At 42.1% G+C, this 15,706-nt stretch carries 18 protein-coding genes and 1 other annotated feature; of the genes, 2 read left to right on the forward strand and 16 right to left on the reverse strand.

Annotated elements, in window-relative coordinates; all coding sequences use genetic code 11:
• Positions 1 to 53 precede the first annotated feature (53 nt).
• Positions 54 to 1,046 (forward strand): membrane protein insertase YidC, encoded by a 993-nt coding sequence (gene yidC / locus LCU_RS05050; protein WP_004265351.1) that lies wholly within the window; start codon positions 54 to 56, stop codon positions 1,044 to 1,046.
• A 57-nt stretch (positions 1,047 to 1,103) separates the two neighbouring features.
• Here yidC and LCU_RS05055 read toward each other — a convergent pair whose 3' ends face one another.
• The 12 genes from LCU_RS05055 to LCU_RS05110 all read right to left on the reverse strand — a co-directional run bounded on the left by LCU_RS05055 (position 1,104) and on the right by LCU_RS05110 (position 11,547).
• Complete coding sequence (locus tag LCU_RS05055) at positions 1,104 to 2,603, reverse strand: HAMP domain-containing sensor histidine kinase (protein ID WP_004265274.1); 1,500 nt, start codon at positions 2,601 to 2,603, stop codon at positions 1,104 to 1,106.
• Entirely contained in the window at positions 2,603 to 3,289 is a 687-nt protein-coding gene (locus LCU_RS05060) for a response regulator transcription factor (protein WP_035185953.1), read from the reverse strand. Before LCU_RS05060 ends, LCU_RS05055 begins: the two co-directional genes overlap by 1 nt.
• A 585-nt stretch (positions 3,290 to 3,874) precedes the next feature.
• On the reverse strand, positions 3,875 to 5,296 hold the full coding sequence (gndA, locus tag LCU_RS05065) for an NADP-dependent phosphogluconate dehydrogenase (RefSeq protein WP_056966059.1): 1,422 nt from the start codon (positions 5,294 to 5,296) through the stop codon (positions 3,875 to 3,877).
• A 162-nt stretch (positions 5,297 to 5,458) separates the two neighbouring features.
• Complete coding sequence (locus tag LCU_RS05070; protein ID WP_004265358.1) at positions 5,459 to 6,019, reverse strand: DUF177 domain-containing protein; 561 nt, start codon at positions 6,017 to 6,019, stop codon at positions 5,459 to 5,461.
• The gene (locus tag LCU_RS05075) at positions 6,013 to 7,188 is read right to left on the reverse strand and encodes a nucleotidyltransferase (protein WP_056966061.1); all 1,176 of its coding nucleotides are present in this window, start codon (positions 7,186 to 7,188) and stop codon (positions 6,013 to 6,015) included. The genes LCU_RS05070 and LCU_RS05075 overlap by 7 nt, the downstream gene beginning before the upstream one ends.
• A gap of 11 nt (positions 7,189 to 7,199) precedes the next feature.
• Positions 7,200 to 7,931 (reverse strand): class I SAM-dependent DNA methyltransferase, encoded by a 732-nt coding sequence (locus LCU_RS05080; protein WP_004265190.1) that lies wholly within the window; start codon positions 7,929 to 7,931, stop codon positions 7,200 to 7,202.
• Positions 7,928 to 8,287 carry a ribosome silencing factor gene (rsfS, locus tag LCU_RS05085; RefSeq protein ID WP_004265185.1) on the reverse strand — a complete coding sequence of 120 codons (360 nt, stop codon included), beginning with the start codon at positions 8,285 to 8,287 and terminating at the stop codon, positions 7,928 to 7,930. The genes LCU_RS05080 and rsfS overlap by 4 nt, the downstream gene beginning before the upstream one ends.
• A 12-nt stretch (positions 8,288 to 8,299) precedes the next feature.
• The gene (yqeK, locus tag LCU_RS05090; RefSeq protein ID WP_056966063.1) at positions 8,300 to 8,902 is read right to left on the reverse strand and encodes a bis(5'-nucleosyl)-tetraphosphatase (symmetrical) YqeK; all 603 of its coding nucleotides are present in this window, start codon (positions 8,900 to 8,902) and stop codon (positions 8,300 to 8,302) included.
• Positions 8,895 to 9,536 carry a nicotinate-nucleotide adenylyltransferase gene (locus LCU_RS05095; RefSeq protein WP_004265265.1) on the reverse strand — a complete coding sequence of 214 codons (642 nt, stop codon included), beginning with the start codon at positions 9,534 to 9,536 and terminating at the stop codon, positions 8,895 to 8,897. The genes yqeK and LCU_RS05095 overlap by 8 nt, the downstream gene beginning before the upstream one ends.
• A gap of 15 nt (positions 9,537 to 9,551) precedes the next feature.
• The gene (locus LCU_RS05100) at positions 9,552 to 9,869 is read right to left on the reverse strand and encodes a YhbY family RNA-binding protein (protein ID WP_004265227.1); all 318 of its coding nucleotides are present in this window, start codon (positions 9,867 to 9,869) and stop codon (positions 9,552 to 9,554) included.
• A gap of 21 nt (positions 9,870 to 9,890) precedes the next feature.
• A complete protein-coding gene (gene yqeH, locus LCU_RS05105) occupies positions 9,891 to 11,024 on the reverse strand; it encodes a ribosome biogenesis GTPase YqeH (RefSeq protein ID WP_039099013.1) in 1,134 nt (377 codons plus the stop codon).
• The gene (locus tag LCU_RS05110; protein ID WP_039099012.1) at positions 11,017 to 11,547 is read right to left on the reverse strand and encodes a YqeG family HAD IIIA-type phosphatase; all 531 of its coding nucleotides are present in this window, start codon (positions 11,545 to 11,547) and stop codon (positions 11,017 to 11,019) included. Before LCU_RS05110 ends, yqeH begins: the two co-directional genes overlap by 8 nt.
• 556 nt (positions 11,548 to 12,103) lie before the next feature.
• Here LCU_RS05110 and LCU_RS05115 point away from each other — a divergent pair.
• Positions 12,104 to 13,039, forward strand: a complete 936-nt coding sequence (locus LCU_RS05115; protein WP_035185948.1) for an NADP-dependent oxidoreductase — start codon at positions 12,104 to 12,106, stop codon at positions 13,037 to 13,039.
• Between the two features lie 71 nt (positions 13,040 to 13,110).
• On the opposite strand, the gene rplT is transcribed toward LCU_RS05115, so the two are convergent.
• The 4 genes from rplT to LCU_RS05135 form a co-directional block, all read right to left on the reverse strand.
• Positions 13,111 to 13,470, reverse strand: coding sequence for a 50S ribosomal protein L20 (rplT, locus tag LCU_RS05120; RefSeq protein ID WP_004265372.1), 360 nt, complete (start codon positions 13,468 to 13,470; stop codon positions 13,111 to 13,113).
• An 84-nt stretch (positions 13,471 to 13,554) separates the two neighbouring features.
• Positions 13,555 to 13,755, reverse strand: a complete 201-nt coding sequence (gene rpmI, locus LCU_RS05125; RefSeq protein ID WP_004265303.1) for a 50S ribosomal protein L35 — start codon at positions 13,753 to 13,755, stop codon at positions 13,555 to 13,557.
• 34 nt (positions 13,756 to 13,789) lie between these two features.
• Complete coding sequence (gene infC / locus LCU_RS05130) at positions 13,790 to 14,293, reverse strand: translation initiation factor IF-3 (protein ID WP_004265288.1); 504 nt, start codon at positions 14,291 to 14,293, stop codon at positions 13,790 to 13,792.
• A 55-nt stretch (positions 14,294 to 14,348) separates the two neighbouring features.
• Positions 14,349 to 14,485 (reverse strand) — a sequence feature (ribosomal protein L20 leader region).
• Between the two features lie 70 nt (positions 14,486 to 14,555).
• The gene (locus LCU_RS05135) at positions 14,556 to 15,662 is read right to left on the reverse strand and encodes a lactate oxidase (RefSeq protein ID WP_302682159.1); all 1,107 of its coding nucleotides are present in this window, start codon (positions 15,660 to 15,662) and stop codon (positions 14,556 to 14,558) included.
• Positions 15,663 to 15,706 lie beyond the last annotated feature (44 nt).

The following is a 15,706-nucleotide window of genomic DNA, read 5'->3' on the forward strand; positions in this document are numbered from 1 at the left end:
CCCCTTCAAGTATAGTTACACTTGTTGAAACTTATCTTGAAAGGGCTAAATTTATGAAAAATTCTAAACGCTTCGCGACACTCGCGATGCTTACAATGACCGTTACATTCTTTCTCGCTGGCTGTGTTCCACAAAAAATGAGCAGCCATCCCAAAGTCCCAACCGGCTTAATCTATGGTTCATCCTATAAATACATCGCCGTGCCGCTCCAACATATTATGGAACGCATTGCTGATGTTTTCGGTGGCATCAATGGTTACGGCTGGGCAATTATCATCATCACATTCGTTGTGCGGATGATTTTACTCCCATTAATGTTGAACCAATCGAATAAGATGACGGCCCAACAAGAAAAGACCCGTCGCTTGAAACCGCAATTAGATATTATCCAAGAACAACAAAAAGCGGCAACAACCCCTGAAGAAAAGGCTGAACTTAGCCAGTTGATGATGAAGGTTTATAAGGAAAATGATTCAAGCATGATGCCAAGTCTTGGTTGTTTGACCTTATTAATTCAATTACCAATCTTCTCTGGTTTGTATCAAGCCATCCAATACTCACCTGAAATTTCAAGTAGCCACTTCTTTGGGATCGGTCTTGGGAGCCCAAACATTATCATTACTGTGATTGCGACCCTCTTATATGTCGGTCAAAGTGCACTTTCATTAGTCGGGATGCCTGCTGAACAAAAGAAACAAATGCAAACAACCGTCCTAATGAGTCCTGCGATTACATTCTTCATTTCGTTATTTGCACCAGCCGGTTTAGCACTTTATTTCTTAGCCGGTGGGATTATCATGGTGATTCAACAATTAATCACGACATTCATCATCATGCCTCGTGTTAAAAAACGGATCGATCAAGAAATTAAGGAAAAACCAATCGTCACGGTTGTCACAAAAGAAATGTTCACTCAAAAAGCAGCAGTCAAACCAGCTGCCGACGTCACAGAAACACCAACAGAAACAAGCAACCCAACTGTCGCTACACCTAAAGTAGCTGGCAAACGCAACTCAGGTAAGCAACGGCATAAGCCACAAGCTTAACCAACAAAAAAAAGCGGTGCGCCTCAATCAATTAGATGATTGAAGCGCACCGCTTTTTTAATCCGTATTAACTGGTTCTTCTGATTTTGGTTCTACTTCACGAATCAGTGGTAACTCAACTCTAAAAACAGAACCGTAGCCAACGCTACTTTCTAGCGACACATTCCCGTCATAGCCTTCAACGAGTTGTTGGGCAATTGCTAATCCCAATCCATTGCCACCTTTTTCCCGACTTCGTGCTTTGTCAACGCGATAGAACCGGTGAAAGACTTTCTTCTTATCTTCTTCCGAAATACCTTCACCAAAGTCTTGCACGGCCACTTGCGCATACCGCTCATCACTAGCGACGGCAATATGAACTTCTTTACGTATCGTTGAATATTTAATCGCATTATCCAACAGAATAATCATAATTTGTTCTAAGTGATTTCGATTAACATGCACTAGCGCTGGTTGGTGCAAATCATTGTCGAGCATAAAATTAAATTCTGGATATAACATCTCGAAGTTATGGTAATTCTGAAGAACAACTTCCCCGACATCGGTCACTTCAGTCGTTCCTTCAGTCACGACTTTATCTGCCCGTGTTAAATCAAGCATTTCTTGAATTAAATTTTTCATCCGCAAGATTTCTTGTAACGAAGCCGCTAAAGATTCTTCCAGTACCTCTGGATCATCTTTCCCCCATCGATTGAGCAGTTGTAGATGCCCTTCAATAATCGCAACTGGTGTCCGCAACTCATGCGAAACATCACTGACGAACTGGTCTTGCTGTTCGAAATAATGCTGAATTCGATTCAACATACCATTAAACGCACTGACCAGATCAGATAATTCATCTTGACTATGCCCAGTCTCAGGAATTCGGACATCTGAATTAGGCTCTGAATTAATGGCTTCTATCGTTTTTTTCATAACTTCGATTGGTCGCAAGAATTGGTTGGCTAATAAATAGCCAATCAATGCACTAAATAACATAGCAAAAAAGACAACCACAACTAACACAATTCTTAATTCAGTCATAGCGTGGTTATAATCACGGACGTTATTGACCACCTCTACATAACCAATTACACGGTTTTGACTTGTCTTAATCGGACTAATGCCAATCAGCCGCATCTTACCAAAAATAGCTTTGCGCTTTAATGTATCCGTATCGCCTTTTGGAAACGGACCAATCGCCCCGCGCGATGCAAACAAACCCTTCTTGTTTGCATCATAAATCTTAACTGTAACATCCTGTTGTGCTAACCGCGTTAAAACCGCATCTTGATAGATGGCTTTAGGGCTGTGACGGTTCGGATCCAATTGATTGGTGACAAAGCCTTCTGTAAGATGTGGCCCATTGCTGGACAATCTCGCTTGTACGACGGTCACCGTATCGTGCACATTATCGACTTCTCTGTGTAGCAAGATATTAGAGATACTACTAAAGATCACAATTGAAAAAATCGCAAAGGTGATAAAAATGGCCAACCCAACCGCAGCTGCCCATTTCACCTTTAACGATATTTTACGACCCTTATTTGTTGTTGATGCTACCGTTTCGTCCTGCATCACGAGCGCATCACATAACCCATTCCACGAACCGTTTGAATGTAACTTTGTTCGCCAGAACGATCAATTTTATTTCGTAAGTAACGGATATAAACATCGACAACATTGGTTTCAACATCCGAATCGTAACCCCAAACTTTGCTGAGTAAGACATCGCGTGCCAAAACAACGTTGACGTTTTCCATCAATGTTAATAATAATTCATATTCACGTTTCGTTAGTTCAATCACATCATCACCACGCCGAACAACTCGGTTTTCTTTTTCAACCGTTAAATCACGGTAAGTAACCGTCGTTTGTTTAGCAGCGTTATGTTCGCCTTCGATATCAATTCGCCGTAGCAATGCCCGTAAACGCGCTAATAATTCTTCAATGGCAAAAGGCTTAACGATATAATCGTCTGCGCCATGATCTAACCCAGAAACACGGTCAATCACTGAATCACGAGCCGTCATCATAATGATTGGCGTATTCTTAACTTGGCGGACCCGACGGCAGACTTCTAACCCGTTTAATTCAGGTAACATCAAGTCTAATAAAATCGCGTCCCATTCTTCATTCAAGGCAGCTTCTAAACCAGTACGCCCATTGAAATGGACCTCTGTCTCATAACCCTCATGCTTTAATTCAAGTTCCACAAATCGAGCTAAATTTTTCTCATCTTCAATAATCAATATGCGACTCATTTAGTCACTCCCCAAAAAAGAATTTTTAATGGACTCTCTAAATTCTAATCAATGATAAGAATTCTCTAAGAAACCTCAAGCGCCAAAATCGGCTTACCTTTCCATTCTAGCATAGTTCCAATTAAATAACTAACTAATCTGACTCTCATCTGATGGCGATTTAGTAATAATCGAAAAAACACCTGCGCCTTAATAATCGGCTCGGGTGTTTAGAGAAACGTGCTTCCTCGAACTGTCTTTTCCGGTTAACCGTAAAATGATGCTTATGGCTAAGAACCGCCATAAGCATCATTTTTCTGTTAATCCTTAAAGCCAAAAACGTTCGACTCATCACTCTATTTTAAAACGCGCATCCCGTCGCAGCCATTTCCGCTTAATCTAAAATTGCCATTAATCCTAAAACCGGGATTAATGGCAATTTTTTATTAATGCTCAATGACTAAATGCAATAGTCAGCACTCTTGTACTAAAACGTGCTCCAGTAGACATCCGCTTCCGGTTAGTTGCATACCGCAAACGATCGGTTTCACCGCTCATTTACGATATTCCACTAATCCTCAGCGCATCCCCGTCTACTTGCGCACTCTATTGTTCTTTATACCAAGTATAATGGAATGTGCCTTCGCGGTCTGTTCTTTGGTATGTGTGCGCACCAAAGTAGTCGCGTTGTGCTTGGATTAAGTTTGCTGGTAATACTTCTGAACGATATGAATCAAAATATGTGATAGCAGCTGAGAAACCAGGTGCTGGCACACCTTGTTGGATGGCCATTGCAGCTACGTCACGAACAGCGCCTTGATAATTCTTTGTAATATCTAAGAAGTAATCATCCAACAATAAGTTGTTTAAATCAGCTTTTTTATCAAAGGCATCCGTAATCTTTTGTAAGAAACGGGCCCGAATGATACAGCCTTCACGCCAGATCTTAGCGATTTCGCCATAGTTTAATGACCAGTCATATTGATCTGAAGCAACCCGCATTTGTTCAAAGCCTTGCGCATAGCTCATGATCTTGCTGAAGTACAATGCTTGGCGAATCTTTTCGATTAATTCTTTTTTATCTTCTGTTAATTTAGCAACGGTTGGGGCTGGTAAAATCTTGCTTGCAGCCACCCGTTCGTCTTTCATTGCTGAAATATAACGTGCATAAACAGATTCTGTAATCAATGATTGTGGCACACCCAATTCAAGGGCGCTTTGTGAACTCCACTTACCAGTTCCTTTGTTACCAGCAGCATCTAAGATGACGTCGACAATTGGTTTATCCGTTTCTAAATCATCTTTTCGCGTTAAGATGTCCGCTGTGATTTCCATTAAATAACTGTCTAATTCGCCGTGGTTCCATTCTTTGAAGACATCAGCGATTTCTTCAACAGATAAACCAACAACGTTTCTCAATAAATTATAACTTTCTGAGATGAGTTCCATATCACCATATTCGATCCCGTTGTGGACCATCTTAACATAGTGACCAGCACCGTTTGGCCCGATGTATGTGACACATGGTTGGCCATCTTCAGCCTTTGCTGACATTTGTTCTAAGATTGGTGCAACTAATTCATAAGCTTCTTTTTGACCGCCTGGCATCATTGAAGGGCCTTCTAATGCGCCTAATTCACCACCAGAAACACCCATTCCGATAAAGTTAATGCCTGACTTATCTAGTTCAGCATTCCGACGAATTGTATCGCCAAAGAAGGTGTTCCCGCCATCGATTAAAATATCACCTTTATCTAATAAAGGTAACAATTCGTTGATGACAGCATCTGTACCAGCGCCGGCTTTAACCATTAAGATGATTCGCCGTGGTTTTTCTAATGATTGAACAAATTCTTCAATTGTATAGCTTGGTACCAATTTCTTTTCGCTGTGATCTTGCATCACTGCTTCTGTCTTAGCACCTGTTCGGTTATAAATCGCAACGGTGTAACCGCGACTTTCAATGTTTAATGCTAAGTTCTTGCCCATAACTGCCATCCCGATGACACCGATTTGTGGTTGACTCATGTAAAAGGCCTCCTAAATGATTTCTAAATTTAAGCGTTGTTGACTATCAAAACGACAACGCGTCTACTGTGTTTATGTTAGCAGAATTACGCTTTAAATAAAAGCATTTTAACTGATTTGGTCCGGTCCATTTAACAAATTGGGTATAAAAAAACGCCAAACTTAGTCGGCGTCATTGTTTTGTTCTTCTAATAATTGTTTAAGCTTAGCAAATTCAGGATTGGGTGCCGTTTCTTCTTCAGCCTGTTGCTTAGCATAGGCTTCTTCAGAAATGACTGACCACGACTGTCCGGCTGGCATCACATCATCTTGTTCTTCTTCTGGTGTTAGGATGTGACTTGGAATGTGCAAGAGAATGTGATCTTCAACAGCTACCTGTAGCTCTAGGGCTTCGCCTTCGATTGGGAACAAAATATCTTCGTCCGTAAATCGTCCCAACTGCTCGTCTTCTGGATCAACGTAGATTTCAGTGAATTCAAAATCCATTGGCAAGGCTACTGGATCTAAACTCCGCGTTGAAGGCACTGTTAATGTCCCGACCACATGTACGCGTGCAATTACAGCGCGCTGGTCAACCGTTAATTCACCGTCTACTACAAATGGTGTAGCATCTAGGACATCAGCTTCTCTTTTTTGTAAACTTTCTTTTAACATCAATGTTTCTTTAAACATCAATGGATGATCACGATGTTTTAATAATGATTGGACTGTCCATTTTAACAATGCTCGTCATCCTTTCTTTGGTTAAAAATCGGTTGGCGGGCAAAATTCTGTGATTGCCAGCCAAACTGTTCTTGTAATCGATCAACTCGCACCTCTAACCCCAGTGGGCCCTCTTCGGCACCCAATTTAGCTGAGACCTTACTGATAAGTGGGTGATCGAGCGTTTTTTTCAACGTGTGCAAATGCGCCTGGCCGACTTGGTTAAAGCCAAGCAAATGGATGGGCCGCTGCGCTAATGATTGTTCAATATCCGTTTGTTGAATATTCAACAGGACGTATAAACAAACCCGTTGCAAGCGTGCATACGTATATCGCTTTGTTTTAAGTGCCTGTAACAACTCGGCATACCGATTGACTGAATGAATCACCTTTTTGAAACGGTACTCCAAGCCCTCTGACATCTGATAAATCTGCCGAAGTTGGGCAAGGGGTGTACTTTCAATTCGGTATTTCAATAGCGGCCATAGTTGGTCCCAATCCAGATGCGATTGAGTCTGGAGCGCTGTTAAAGTCGAATGCGGCATCACTGGGGCTAACTGTGCCCAGTCATCACCCTTTGTTGCCGCCTGTCGGATAGCACTGGCACTAGCAAATTGTCCCGCGCCAATCGTTTGATCGCCGTGTTGTGCCTGCTCACGCTTAATCGCAAGCAACTGCATTGGCACTTCAAGTTGCGCGTTGGCAACCGCATAACTGACCCCTAAGAGGTGATTGGGTTGATCTAAATTTAAATTTAATTCTGCTTGATAAAACTCATTGAGCTGCGTCGCATAAGTTTTTTGATAATCAATAAACGTCTGTGACTTGGCCTTTAAAGCTAAAATCTGTTGCCCGACTTGCTGATAGTCAAACGTTGGATATTCACTGCCAAACGCTAAGGTCTGACAACCAAGCGCCGCCAATAACTTGACGGCCCCATCAGCAAAACGGTCTGCAGGTTGGACAGCACTGGCAAACGGCAATTCAACGACCATATCAGCACCATTGCTCAAAGCAAGTTGTGCGCGCGTCCATTTGTCCAAAATCGCGGGTTCACCTCTTTGCACATAGTTACCGCTCATGCAGACAATCACTAAATCTGCGTGCGAAGCTGCCCGCGCCTGTTGCAATTGATACCGATGTCCATTATGTAGCGGATTATATTCCGCAATAATCCCCGTAATTCTCATGCGTCCTCCGCCTATTTCACTGCGCTAAAGAACCAACGCACACTATCTTCTTGAACGGCTTCTTGGCCAAAATCAGCACTGACTGATACATTCTTGAACCCAGCAGCTTCTAATGCTGCAACATAATCTACCACCGGATAAGTTCGTTCATGGTGTAATTCATTAAGTTCTTGATAACCGTCAATCTCGTCATCCCAGATAAAAAAGCTGAGATCATGTTCAACTGAATGTGGTACTTCACCTGCGTAACTCGTCCACATGAAGGCCGTTTCTGCCGTCTTATCGTTATACATAAAACCTGGGAAAAGCTCATCCATTTGATAAAGTGAATGGGCATCAAATAGAAATTGACCACCTGGCTCTAAAGTTCGATAAACTTGTTCAAAAACTTGTTGGACATGCGCTAAATCTGGCATGTAACAGATCGAGTCGTCAAAACAAGTGACCGCTTCAAACGTCCCAATTTCGCCTAAGTCAAGCATGTCGCCTTGTAATAAAGGTAACTCGACCTCGGCTTCAGAAGCCTTTTCAGAAGCGATACTCAACATCTCGGCCGATAAATCTAAGCCGACAACCTCTAGCCCTGCTTGTTTTAGCAAGATGGCTAAATCACCAGCCCCACAAGCTAGTTCTAGGACTCGATGTTTATTTTGTAACGTCTGCAACGTGTAATCCCGCCATTGACCATATAATGAATGGTCCATCAAACGGTCATAGACGGTTGCAAAGCTTTGGTAAATCATTCTTCATCCAACCATTCGGAAACATCAACAAGTGGTGCTTGATCCCAAAGTTTTTCAAGGTTGTATAAGGCACGTTCTTCTGGCATGAAGGCATTGACAACGATATCGCCAAAGTCCATCAAGATCCAACGTGAACCCTTTTTACCTTCGATGTGTTTTACGAAAACGCCATTTTCTTCTTCTGCGTCTTCAATGGCGTCAATAATTGCGCCTAATTGACGTTCTGACGTCCCAGTTAACATCACGAAGTAATCAGCTAATAAACTGATGCCTTCCATGTTCATTGCGACGATGTCTTCTGCTCGTTTGCTATCAGCTGCTTGCACAGCAATTTTTAAAATATCTAAACTTTTCACTAAAGTTCTCCTTTATTTGGCTTGAGTCGGTACCCAAGCATTGTATGTGTCGATTGTTTTCGGATAAATCTGCTTCTTGCCCTGAATTAAAAAGGTCAATGTATTTAAGATTTCATACCGCACGCCGGCTGCTAAATCAGCCATTGCTGTCTCACGAGCAGCTTCTGCGCCCGGAAAATTGCGCCCAGGTTCGACAAAATCCGCCACAAATAAAATCTGATCAATCAAGGTCATTTCTGGCGCACCAATCGTATGACGACGCACAGCATTTAAAATCGTTTCATCATGGATTTCTAAATCACGTTCAATGAAATAAGCACCAACAACACCGTGCCAGATGGCATTACCGTAATTGAGTAGTTCTGGATCAAAGCCTTGCGTTTTAATCGCTTCAATGAACGTTTCATCTGGTAATTGCTTAGTATAGTCATGCACTAAACCAGCAATTGCCGCGCGTTCAACATCTGCGCCATTTTTTTGTGCTAATTGAATCGCGGTGGCTTCCACACGCAAACAATGTTCAAATCGGCTTTCAGATAAGTTAGCGGCAACTTTAGCCACTAACTCAGCCCGTGTATACGGCACGATGTTTTCTTGATAAACAAAATCACTCATGATAGAGGCCCTCTTTTTGAATGTATTCAAAGACTGGGTCCGGTAACAAGTACCGCACTGAACAGCCTTGTTGAATCTTATTGCGAATTTGCGTTGAACTGACATCAATTACCGGTGCGTCCACCCATAAGACTGGATACGGCGTTTGTTGAGCATACCCTGTTCGTTTAACACCAACAAATTGGACTAACTGCACTAAATCATCAATTCGATACCAAGTAGGTAAGTAGTCGACCATATCACCGCCAATGATGAAATAATAATCGATTTCAGGGTGTTGTTGTTTTAATGCCACGATCGTATCGTAGGTGTAACTGACACCGCCACGTTCAATCTCCGTTAAATCGAGTTCAAAATGCGAATTGTCAGCGATGGCACGTTCTACCATTGCAACACGGTGTTTTGCTGGTAATGTTTTTTTCTCATCAACGTGCGGTGGATTGGCATCTGGCATAAACAAAATTTTATCGAGACCGAGTTGGCTACGAACTTGTTCTGCCATCACTAAATGACCGATGTGTGGCGGGTTAAATGTGCCCCCCATAATGCCGACTTGCAAGCGATGGCCATCTTCTACAACCAACACGTCCGGTTCAGTCACATGATTTGTCTGCTTTAGCGTTGCACTTTGCATCTGATCACCGCCTTATTAGCGTCCGAGCTTAGTAACAATCGTTGAAATCTTTTGGTATTTTTCTTTCCGTGAAGCTTTATAAATCACCAATGTGCGTCCAATTTTTTGCGCAATTTCGATGCGACTGTCATGTTGTTTTAAGAAGTTGGCTAATTCATCAACGGTCACTTCTGTTGTTTGTAACAAGTTAATCTTAACGAGTTCTCGTTTTTCGATGGCCTCTTCAATTTGTTCGAAATAAGTTTGGCTTAAGCCGTTTTTGCCTAGTTGAAAAAGTGGTTTAGTGGTTTGCGCTAAACCGCGTAAGTAATGTTTTTGTTTGCCTGTTAACACGTGCGATACTTCCTTCCCTAATTAAATTAATGCTTTCCGAATCATGACTGAGACACCTTTAGGCGCATATCCCGCAACCACGACATTTTCTGGTAACGTAATCCAGCCTAACCCAGCAAACACTAAATCACTCTTTTGCTTTGTTGAGAATTCATACCGTTGGAGTTCTGGAAAATCAGCTAAATCTTCTGGATGTGGTGGCTGTAGCATGTCCCCTAATTGCTTAGCGTAGAATTGATCTGCATTTTCAAGTTTAGTCCGGTGAATGTAAAGTTCATTGTCAAAATAACCGACAAAGCCATGCCGTGCACCTTGAATGAAATCAAAACGAGCTAACCCACCCAAGAACAATGTTTGTTGTTCATTTAATTGGTATACTTTTGGTTTAATCCGCTTTTGCGGCGCAATCAACCGTAAGTCTTTATCATGTAAATAATGCGCCATTTGTTGGGCATGCATAATCCCTGGTGTATCAATCAATGCATGATCATCTTCATACAATGGAATATCGATGCGATCTAAAGTCGTTCCTGGGAATTGTGACGTCGTAATCACGTCGCTATCTAAAATCCCAGTTTGCTTGATAATGCGGTTAATCAACGTTGATTTACCAACGTTCGTCACCCCAACAACATAGACATCGCGGCCTTTACGTTCGCGTTCAATCACGGCCAATAATTCATCAACTGAATTCCCTTTTTTAGCACTGACCAACATCGTTTCAACCGGATGTAAGCCATGTTCTTTCGCTTCTTTTTGAATCCAATTGATCACTTTATTTGGGTTAAGAGCAGATGGTAAGATATCAACCTTATTCCCCACTAAAATCACGGGGTTATCGCCGATAAAACGATGTAACCCTGGAATTAAACTCCCGTTAAAATCGAAGATATCGACGACGTTCACGATCAACGCGTCACTGTCGCCAATTTGGTTCAATAAGGCTAAGAAATCATCATCATTTAATTTGATATCACTGATTTCGTTGTAGTGTCGTAATCTAAAACAACGTTGGCAATACAATTGACCCGTTTCCAAGCCTTTTTTAAGCGCTGAATTAGGCGTATAGCCGAGTGCTTCTTTGTCCGTTGTTTGGATGCGAGCGCCACAGCCAATACAAAATAGTTCTTCCTCAGTTTGTTGTGTTTCAGTCATTTAAATCCTCCCGCCAAGTTAAATCTGCGTGTTTTTTTAGTAGTTGTTGCATAATATATTTTTCAAAGAATCGATTAATCGATGTATTCCAGGCATCACTGTCAATAATGGGTTTGACCAATATCGTCCGGACGCCAGCCACATTACCGGCATGCATATCGGTAATCAATTGATCGCCGACCATCACCACTTCATGTCGCGAAAGGCCAAGCTGCTTCTTCGCTTTGGTAATCCCAGTTGCCAATGGCTTGTTCGCCCGAGCAATGAATGGTAATTGCAATTCACTGAGCGCGCGTTGCACGCGATCATGGTTGTTATTTGAAACAACCATCACGGTGATTTCGGCAGCTTGCATCTGTGCTAACCAAGCTTTTAACTGTGGTGTGCCATCGGGGTTATTCCACGCAATTAACGTATTATCTAAATCCGTTAAAACGGCCTTAATCCCTTTTGCCTTAAGTTGTTCTGGTGTTAAGTCGTAGATGGCATTGACCATCCAAGTTGGCTTGAAATTCTTTAGCATGTACTGTCCCCTCGACTTTAATGTGCTTTCATCAACAGCTTCTTGCGCTTTGCTACACTTATCAAATCGGCGCTTGCAGCGCCAACTCGCTAAGTTAGGCAAATGCTCGGAAGCTAACCGTGGATGACGCACTTCTTTTCTTTAACGTGCTTTTCAAACCATATTCCTGTGCCTAGCGACACAAGTCAAACGATTGCTTGCAGCAATCATTCGCCTTGTTAGACTAGTGCTCGGAGTATACCAGGTTTGAACGCACTTCTTTTCTAACGTGCCTCAGTAGGCGTATTTTTGCGGCTAGCGACGTCCGTCAAACGACCAACAAGTTGGTCATTCGCCAGACTAGGCTAGTCCTCGAAATATAACCGCCTACTGACGCACTTCTTTTTAATCTAGTCACTGATTAATTATAGGGTATTTGACACCAAATTGCACCTTTACGCGGTTAATTTCCATAATTTCCAACTAATTCCTAATCCATTTAAATCCATAAGTCAAACTAATCGACTTTTAGCCCCAACTCTGGTACGTTTAAAGAAATTGAGAGGATGTGTTTGTTATGGAAAAATTCGGTTTTAATCACTTTGGCGGCCCTGACGTTTTCGAACGTTTCGATCAGCCTCAACCAACTCCAAAGGACAACCAAGTCCTCATTAAAGTGCTCGCTGCTGGATTGAATCCATACGATGTTGCACTACGGAATGGTTCACAAGATTCAGTGCGCCCATTACCCTTCCCAATCTTTCCTGGTACAGATGTGGTTGGTGAAATCGTTGAACTTGGTGCTGACGTCGATGATTACCGCGTTGGCGAAATCGTCATCAATCACCGATCAATGGGTGCTTATAGCGAATACGTAACGGCTAGTACTGCGAAGATTCTCCGTAAGCCAGCCAGCATGAGTATCGCTGAAGCAGCCGGTTTACCCAGTGCCGGCATCACTGCTTACAATACGCTGATGCACTTCACAAACTTTAAACACGGCGATACAATCGCTATTATGGGTGCCAGTGGTGCCGTTGGTAGTTTACTCGTTCAATTAAGCTTAGCAGCTCATTTAAACGTGATTGCAATTGCCAATAGTGCTAACCTAGACTATCTGCGCTCATTCGGTGTCCAAGAAGTAATTGCTTATGATCAGCCATCTGACTTCGAACGACTTGCGCAGACCGCTAAAATCGGTATCAACTTAAGTCGCGATCCAGAATCAACTGAACGCCTCAATAACTTAGTTGCACCAGGTGGCACATTCACTTCAACGACCATCTTACCAACAGACGATCAACAACGCGCTGACATCAATTACCAATCTGTCTATCCGCGTAAGGATTATGCAGATTTAACCGCCTTACAAGATTTAAATGAATTGATCGATCAAGGTTTACTACACAATACCGTCTTCAAGACGCTCCCATTTACTTTGGAAGGCATTATTGAAGGCCACAAGCTCCTTGAGAGTCATCATGCCCCAGGTAAGATTGTTATTAGCCACTAATTTTATAATGATAAAAGAAAGAGTCTAGAACAAAACGAAGTTTTGTCCCAGACTCTTTTTTTGATCTTTAATTATTTGTTTAATGCAGCTTTAGCAGCTTCAACAACTGATGTAAATGCAGCAGCATCGTTAACAGCTAAGTCAGCTAACATCTTACGGTTCATGTCGATTTCAGCGACTCTTAAACCGTGCATTAATTGGCTGTATGAGATGTTGTTCATACGAGCAGCAGCATTGATACGAGCAATCCATAACTTACGGAAGTCACGTTTACGTTGACGACGATCACGGAATGCATAACGGTATGAAACCATTACTTGAGTATTTGCTGATTTGAATAATAAATGTTTAGCGCCGCGATAACCCTTGGCTAATTTTAAAATCTTTTTACGACGTTTGCGCGTCACTGTTCCACCTTTAACACGTGGCATAAGAATTTCCTCCTTGAATAACAAACAACGTCAAAGCGTTGCTGTACTGATCTAATTTTTGCTTGAATCCGAAAATGCTATGGCTTATTTAAGGCCTGATAACATTTGACGGATACGTCTCATATCGCTATTTGAAACCATTCCAGATTTTCTTAATTGACGACGTTGTTTCTTAGTCTTGCCGTGGAAACGGTGACTTGTGTAGGCGTGGCTGCGTTTTAGGCCGCCATTACCTGTACGTTTAAAACGTTTTGCTGAAGCACGGTGTGTCTTAAATTTTGGCATGATATTTCCTCCTAATAAATCAGAAACAGATTTTTTATTTTTGGTCCTTTAGCGGTTCTAACATTAAGAACATGCTACGGCCATCCATTTTAGGACGTGCTGTAACTTTAGCGATGTCCTCTGTTTCTTTAGCAAGTCTTTCCAATACACGTTGCCCAATTTCTTTATGCGTAATTGCGCGCCCCTTGAAACGAATAGAAGCTTTCACTTTATCGCCTTTGCCAAGGAACTTACGTGCATTGTTCAACTTAGTATTAAAATCATTTTGTTCAATTGTGGGACTAAGACGAACCTCTTTGAGGTTAATGGTTTTCTGCTTCTTACGAGCGTCACGTTGTTTCTTTTGAAGCTCGAAACGGTACTTACCATAGTCCATAATACGAGCAACGGGTGGTTTTGCGTTTGGTGAAACCAAAACAACATCCATATTAGCTTGATCAGCTAATGCAATTGCATCTTGAGTACTCTTAATACCAAGTTGTTCGCCATCTTGAGCAATCAAACGCAATTCTCGTGCACGAATACCATCGTTAACCATCAAATCTTTTGCTATGACTCTTCACCTCCATAAAGTTTAGAGAGAAAATGCAGCTAAGTAATAAAAAAAGCGGCCCTCTCATAACAGAAAGGCCCGCTTGTTCGGTTACTTAGTTCGTCCGAATTAGAAACTATCAGCCCAGAGACATCAAGTGTCTACTAAGGCGAGAAGCGGGAACTTCTGCTTTATTTCTCAACGAAAATAAGTATACTCGGTTAGGAATTTAAAGTCAAGGAAATCCCGCATTTAAATTTACGTGTACTTAGTTGCCGTAATGATTGTCCACTAAGTGCGTGGCTTTTACTTCGTCAATGTTGTGTGTACCAGCTAATTGCATGACTAATTCTAATTCTTTTTGCAAGTAGTTAAAGACACTTTGTACCCCTTGTGCACCGCCAAGTGCTAATCCGTAAATGACTGGGCGCCCGATTGCAACGATGTCTGCCCCTTCAGCCAATGCTTTAAAGACGTGTTGACCACGACGCACACCACTATCAAAGACGATTGGTACCCGTTTATTAACTGCCTTAGCAACGACGTGTAATGAATCAAAGGCTGCAGGGCCACCGTCTAATTGACGACCACCGTGGTTGGATACCCAAATCCCTTTAGCACCGGCTTGAAGTGCAATTTCAACGTCTTCTGCTGTTTGAATCCCTTTAACAAAGACTGGTAAATGTGTGTATTCAGAAATGAATTCAACATCTTTAGGGTTCAAACGTTGTTTAGCTGATTTGTAGACGGCATCCATTGTTTGGCCCACACCTGTTTGGTAAGCTTCAACGATTGGTAACCCGACTGGGAATGTAAAATGATTGCGTTTATCGGTTTCGCGGTTACCACCAACTGTGGCATCAGCTGTTAAGACAATCGCTTTAACGTTATGCGCCATCGCTTCATCTAAAATCTTACGATTGATATCGTTGTCCTTACTCATATAGAGTTGGAACCATTGCGGTGCGCCATCTGCTGCGGTTGCCATATCATCGATACTTGCTGACGCAAATGAACTCATGGTTAAGATTGAACCGTAATCAGCCACACCTTTAGCGGTTGCCGCTTCCCCTTTAGTATTCACTAACTTATGAGCTGCAACAGGTGCCATAATGATTGGTGATGTTAAGTGATCGCCAAAGATTTCGGTAGTTGTATCTGGATTTTCGATATCTTGTAAAACCCGTGGTGCGATGTATTTGTGATTAAATGCCGTAATATTTTCGTTAATGGTATAAAGATCACCCGCGCCACTGTAAATATACCCAAAGCCACCCTTGGGAACAACTTCGCCGGCTTCTTTTTCCAAGTCATAGAGGTTAATAATGTCCAATGGTTGCTCTGCTGAACCTGCTTGATATTTTTCTATCGTCATAATAACGCCTCCCATTAATCAACGATTGGAATCGTTTACATATT

Source organism: Latilactobacillus curvatus JCM 1096 = DSM 20019, assembly GCF_004101845.1.
GTDB classification, from domain to species: domain Bacteria; phylum Bacillota; class Bacilli; order Lactobacillales; family Lactobacillaceae; genus Latilactobacillus; species Latilactobacillus curvatus.

Coding starts and splice junctions, on each gene's coding strand:
- yidC (WP_004265351.1), top strand. CDS start 54: ATGAAAAATTCTAAACGCTTCGCGACACTCGCGATGCTTACAATGACC.
- LCU_RS05135 (WP_302682159.1), bottom strand. CDS start 15,662: ATGACGATAGAAAAATATCAAGCAGGTTCAGCAGAGCAACCATTGGAC.
- LCU_RS05075 (WP_056966061.1), bottom strand. CDS start 7,188: ATGAGAATTACGGGGATTATTGCGGAATATAATCCGCTACATAATGGA.
- yqeH (WP_039099013.1), bottom strand. CDS start 11,024: ATGACTGAAACACAACAAACTGAGGAAGAACTATTTTGTATTGGCTGT.
- yqeK (WP_056966063.1), bottom strand. CDS start 8,902: ATGAGTGATTTTGTTTATCAAGAAAACATCGTGCCGTATACACGGGCT.
- gndA (WP_056966059.1), bottom strand. CDS start 5,296: ATGAGTCAACCACAAATCGGTGTCATCGGGATGGCAGTTATGGGCAAG.
- LCU_RS05055 (WP_004265274.1), bottom strand. CDS start 2,603: ATGCAGGACGAAACGGTAGCATCAACAACAAATAAGGGTCGTAAAATA.
- infC (WP_004265288.1), bottom strand. CDS start 14,293: ATGGTTAACGATGGTATTCGTGCACGAGAATTGCGTTTGATTGCTCAA.
- LCU_RS05080 (WP_004265190.1), bottom strand. CDS start 7,931: ATGATTTACCAAAGCTTTGCAACCGTCTATGACCGTTTGATGGACCAT.
- rpmI (WP_004265303.1), bottom strand. CDS start 13,755: ATGCCAAAATTTAAGACACACCGTGCTTCAGCAAAACGTTTTAAACGT.
- rplT (WP_004265372.1), bottom strand. CDS start 13,470: ATGCCACGTGTTAAAGGTGGAACAGTGACGCGCAAACGTCGTAAAAAG.
- LCU_RS05110 (WP_039099012.1), bottom strand. CDS start 11,547: ATGCTAAAGAATTTCAAGCCAACTTGGATGGTCAATGCCATCTACGAC.
- LCU_RS05115 (WP_035185948.1), top strand. CDS start 12,104: ATGGAAAAATTCGGTTTTAATCACTTTGGCGGCCCTGACGTTTTCGAA.
- LCU_RS05060 (WP_035185953.1), bottom strand. CDS start 3,289: ATGAGTCGCATATTGATTATTGAAGATGAGAAAAATTTAGCTCGATTT.
- LCU_RS05095 (WP_004265265.1), bottom strand. CDS start 9,536: ATGCAAAGTGCAACGCTAAAGCAGACAAATCATGTGACTGAACCGGAC.